The organism is Exiguobacterium sp. A1_3_1 (genome assembly GCF_048985645.1).
In the GTDB taxonomy this organism is placed as follows: Bacteria; Bacillota; Bacilli; order Exiguobacteriales; family Exiguobacteriaceae; genus Exiguobacterium_A; species Exiguobacterium_A indicum.
Genome location: NZ_WBYY01000242.1, coordinates 1 through 3715, shown reverse-complemented (window position 1 = coordinate 3715; position 3715 = coordinate 1). Strand labels below are relative to the sequence as shown.

4 protein-coding genes are annotated in these 3715 nt (G+C 46.9%); all 4 read left to right on the top strand.

The features are described 5' to 3' along the window. Nucleotides 1-34 precede the first annotated feature (34 nt). Nucleotides 35-1246, top strand: a complete 1212-nt coding sequence (locus tag F8N00_RS16995; RefSeq protein ID WP_029342410.1) for an NAD(P)/FAD-dependent oxidoreductase — start codon at nucleotides 35-37, stop codon at nucleotides 1244-1246. Between the two features lie 81 nt (nucleotides 1247-1327). Then, nucleotides 1328-1645, top strand: a complete 318-nt coding sequence (locus F8N00_RS16990; protein WP_023469133.1) for a YuiB family protein — start codon at nucleotides 1328-1330, stop codon at nucleotides 1643-1645. 101 nt (nucleotides 1646-1746) lie between these two features. Continuing rightward, nucleotides 1747-2604: a glucose PTS transporter transcription antiterminator GlcT gene (gene glcT, locus F8N00_RS16985; protein WP_023469132.1), complete on the top strand. Its 858-nt coding sequence runs from the start codon at nucleotides 1747-1749 to the stop codon at nucleotides 2602-2604. A 217-nt stretch (nucleotides 2605-2821) separates the two neighbouring features. Beyond that, nucleotides 2822-3715 (top strand): PTS transporter subunit EIIC (locus tag F8N00_RS16980; RefSeq protein ID WP_421018644.1); only part of this gene is annotated, 894 nt, incomplete at its 3' end.

Below are 3715 nucleotides of genomic sequence, written 5' to 3'. Positions count from 1 at the left end.
CGTGGGCTCGGAGATGTGTATAAGAGACAGGAACATGAACACACCTAACATTGTTATTCTTGGAGCGGGCTACGGTGGATTGATCACAGCAGTCAACCTTCAAAAGAAACTCGGCGTCGATCAAGCGAACATCACGTTGATTAACAAACACGACTATCATTACCAAACAACTTGGTTGCATGAACCAGCTGCAGGTACGATGTCTGCGGAGCAAGCGCGCATCTACATCAATGATGTCATCAACCCGTCACGCGTCAAACTTGTCAAAGGTATCGTTGAGAAAGTCGACACGGCTGCTAAAACGGTTCTCTTACAAGATGGCGGAACAGTTCCTTACGATTACGTCGTCGTTGCTCTCGGTGGCGTTCCTGAAACATTCGGTATCAAAGGATTGAAGGAACACGCGCTGACGATCAGCTCGTTGAACAGCGTCCGTAAAATCAAGGAACATATCGATTACTCATTCGCACAGTACAAAACAACAGGATCACAAGATCGTTCACTCTTGACGATCGTTGTTGGTGGTGCTGGATTCACAGGAATCGAGTTCATGGGTGAGCTCGTCAACCGTATTCCAGAACTGTGCAAACAATATGACATTCCACGCGAACTCGTTCGTGTCGTCAACATCGAGGCAGCACCGACAGTCCTTCCAGGATTCGATGCAGATCTCGTCAACTATGCACACAAATGGCTTGAGCGCCAAGGCATCGAGTTCAAACTCGGTAACGGCATCAAGGAATGTGGACCAGGAAGCGTCACATTCGGTCCGCTTCAAGGCGACACGACTGAGACGATCGAAGCGAACACGATCATCTGGACTGGTGGCGTCAGCGGTAACCCTGTCGTTGCAGCATCTGGTTTCGAAGCGATGCGTAACCGTGTCGTCGTTGAAGAAGATCTCCGTGTTCCAGGACACGACAATGTCTTCATGATCGGTGACTGTTCAGCAGTCATGGACCCAAGTTCGAACCGTCCGTATCCACCGACTGCACAAATCGCGACACAACAAGCACACAAAGTCGCTGAGAACATCGCAGCACTCATCGCGGGCCGTCAAACATCGACGTTCACGTACGAGAACAAAGGAACGGTCGCTTCGCTTGGTCACAAAGATGGCATCGGCATGGTCTTTGGTAAGAAGATCTACGGTCGTAACGCATCGTTCATGAAAAAAGTCATCGACAACAAACACTTCTTCGAACTGAAAAAGCTTGGTCTTGCGATCAAAAAAGGGAAGTTCTAAGTTCACGTTTTAGGCAAATGTACACTCGTGCATTTGCCTTTTTTGTCGGTTATACTAGAAGAGATTCAAAGGGGGAACAGTATGCATATCATTCAAGCCGTGATCGGGAGTGTACTTTATCTCGTCATGTTCTTTAGTATCGGATTCATCTTAAACATGTTGTTGCGGAGTACATGGGTGATGCTCGTACTCTATCCGGTCATCATCATCATGATGATCGACAACCAATCGACGCTCGAATACTTCACGAATGCTCGTGAAGCGATTCCGAATCTTGGGGACCGGATTGCTGGTCTACAGACAGCGGATATCACGATGTTCGCGGCTGGTCTTGCCGGAATCATCATCGCCGGTCTATCGATTCGCTTCTTGCGTAAGAGCGGTTACCAAATGTTTTAAAGTCTACTTGAGTAAGTAGGCTTTTTTCGTGTCTGAAAAACCGTTATAATAAAAACAATGTCTTTAAATAAATGTGTAAGAGCAGATTGGGTTGAGAGCGAATGGATAAACAAATGTACCACGTTATCAAGGTATTGAATAATAATGTCGTCATTTGTTCGACTGGTGCGAATCAGGAAGTCATTATCCTCGCGAAAGGGATTGGCTTCGGTAGGAAGCCAGGCGATCAACTGACAGATCTCGACAAGTTGGAAAAAGTCTACACGTTGAAGGATAAAGAAGAACAGGATCAATATAAGGCGCTCGTCGGTCATCTCGATGAGAATTTCATCGCGTTGATGAACGAGATCGTCTCGATGATCGAGACACGCTTCGGAAAAAAGGTCGACGAACATATCCATATCGGATTGACGGATCATTTGACGTTTACGTTCAAGCGACTGGAACAAGGAATGGAAGTCACGAATCCGTTTCTTGCTGAAACGGAAGCCTTGTATCCGGAAGAGTACGCCCTTGCAGAAGAAATCGTCGAGTTCATCAGTGCCGAGATGAATTTTTACCTGCCTCCAGCTGAGACAGGATTCATCGCACTTCATATTCATTCAGCGACGAACTTCAAAGACGTACTCGAAGTCAACCGCCATCATCAACTCGTCGGTTTAATTGCTAGTCATATCGAACAGCGACTGGAGATTAAAATCGATCGAAAATCGCTTGATTACAAGCGTCTGATTCGGCATCTTCGTTCAGCGATTGAAAGGGTTTCCAATGGGGAGTATCTAGAGGCTCCAGAAAAAGTAGAAAAGCTATTGCGTGAAGAATATCCGCTATGCTATGATACTGCTTGGGAGCTGATGTCTATCATGGAACGTCAGTTGAAGAAAGCGGTACCGCGCGGTGAGGCGACGTATCTTACGATGCATCTGCAACGCTTAGTGCAGTACGATTCAGGTAAATGACCGCACGGACTACGTGTTACTGATACGATCAGGCATGAGTGGGATGTCGGGCAAGAAGCTTTATTTCCGTTATGCAACGGGATAAGTCTATTGTCTACAATCCGCTCGTGCCTGATTTTTTTCTGTAAAAAAACGGTCAGATGTCTGACTTTTTTCGTCTCAATCATTGGCATTATTCATCATACTTCGCTCTTAACAGGAAAAGGAGGAAACACACATGTTCAAACAGATTTTTGCTGTTCTTCAACGTGTCGGTAAAGCGTTGATGCTTCCTGTAGCGATTTTGCCAGCTGCCGGTATCCTACTCGGATTCGGTAACGCGATGCAAAATCCGAACTTGACGTCAAAACTCGAGTTCTTGAAAAATGATGCAATCATCAAGGTTGCAAAATTGATGGAAGCAGCCGGGGATATCATCTTCGGTAACTTAGCACTCTTATTCGCGGTCGGTGTCGCGATTGGTCTTGCAGGGGACGGCGCAGCCGGACTCGCGGCAATCGTCGGATTCTTGATCATGAACAAAACAATGAGCGTTTGGCTCGGCGTTACACCAGAAATGGTTGCTAACGGTCAAGGGTATGCAAACGTACTCGGTATCCCAACACTTCAAACTGGGGTATTCGGTGGTATCATCATCGGTCTGATTGCAGCTTGGGCGTACGGGAAGTACCATAATCTCGAATTGCCGCAGTTCCTCGGATTCTTTGCTGGTAAACGTTTCGTTCCAATCGTCACTGCTGTCGTTTCATTGTTCGCAGGTCTTGTACTTGTATTCGTTTGGCCGTTCGCTCAGGACGGATTGAACTCGTTCTCCCACTTCATGATGGAGAAGAACCCAACACTCGCAGCATTCGTCTTCGGTCTCATCGAACGTTCGTTGATTCCATTCGGTCTTCACCACATCTTCTATGCACCATTCTGGTTCGAATTCGGTTCGTACACGAATGCAGCAGGTGATGTCGTTCGTGGTGACCAAGCGATCTTCTTCGCTCAATTGAAAGATAACGTTGAATTGACTGCTGGTACATTCATGACTGGTAAATTCCCGTTCATGATGTTCGGTCTTCCAGCAGCAGCTCTTGCTATGTACCACGAAGCTCGTCCTGAGCGC

Excerpts from the sequence above, each read along its gene's own strand:
- glcT (WP_023469132.1), top strand. The coding sequence starts at position 1,747 with ATGGATAAACAAATGTACCACGTTATCAAGGTATTGAATAATAATGTC.
- F8N00_RS16990 (WP_023469133.1), top strand. The coding sequence starts at position 1,328 with ATGCATATCATTCAAGCCGTGATCGGGAGTGTACTTTATCTCGTCATG.
- F8N00_RS16995 (WP_029342410.1), top strand. The coding sequence starts at position 35 with ATGAACACACCTAACATTGTTATTCTTGGAGCGGGCTACGGTGGATTG.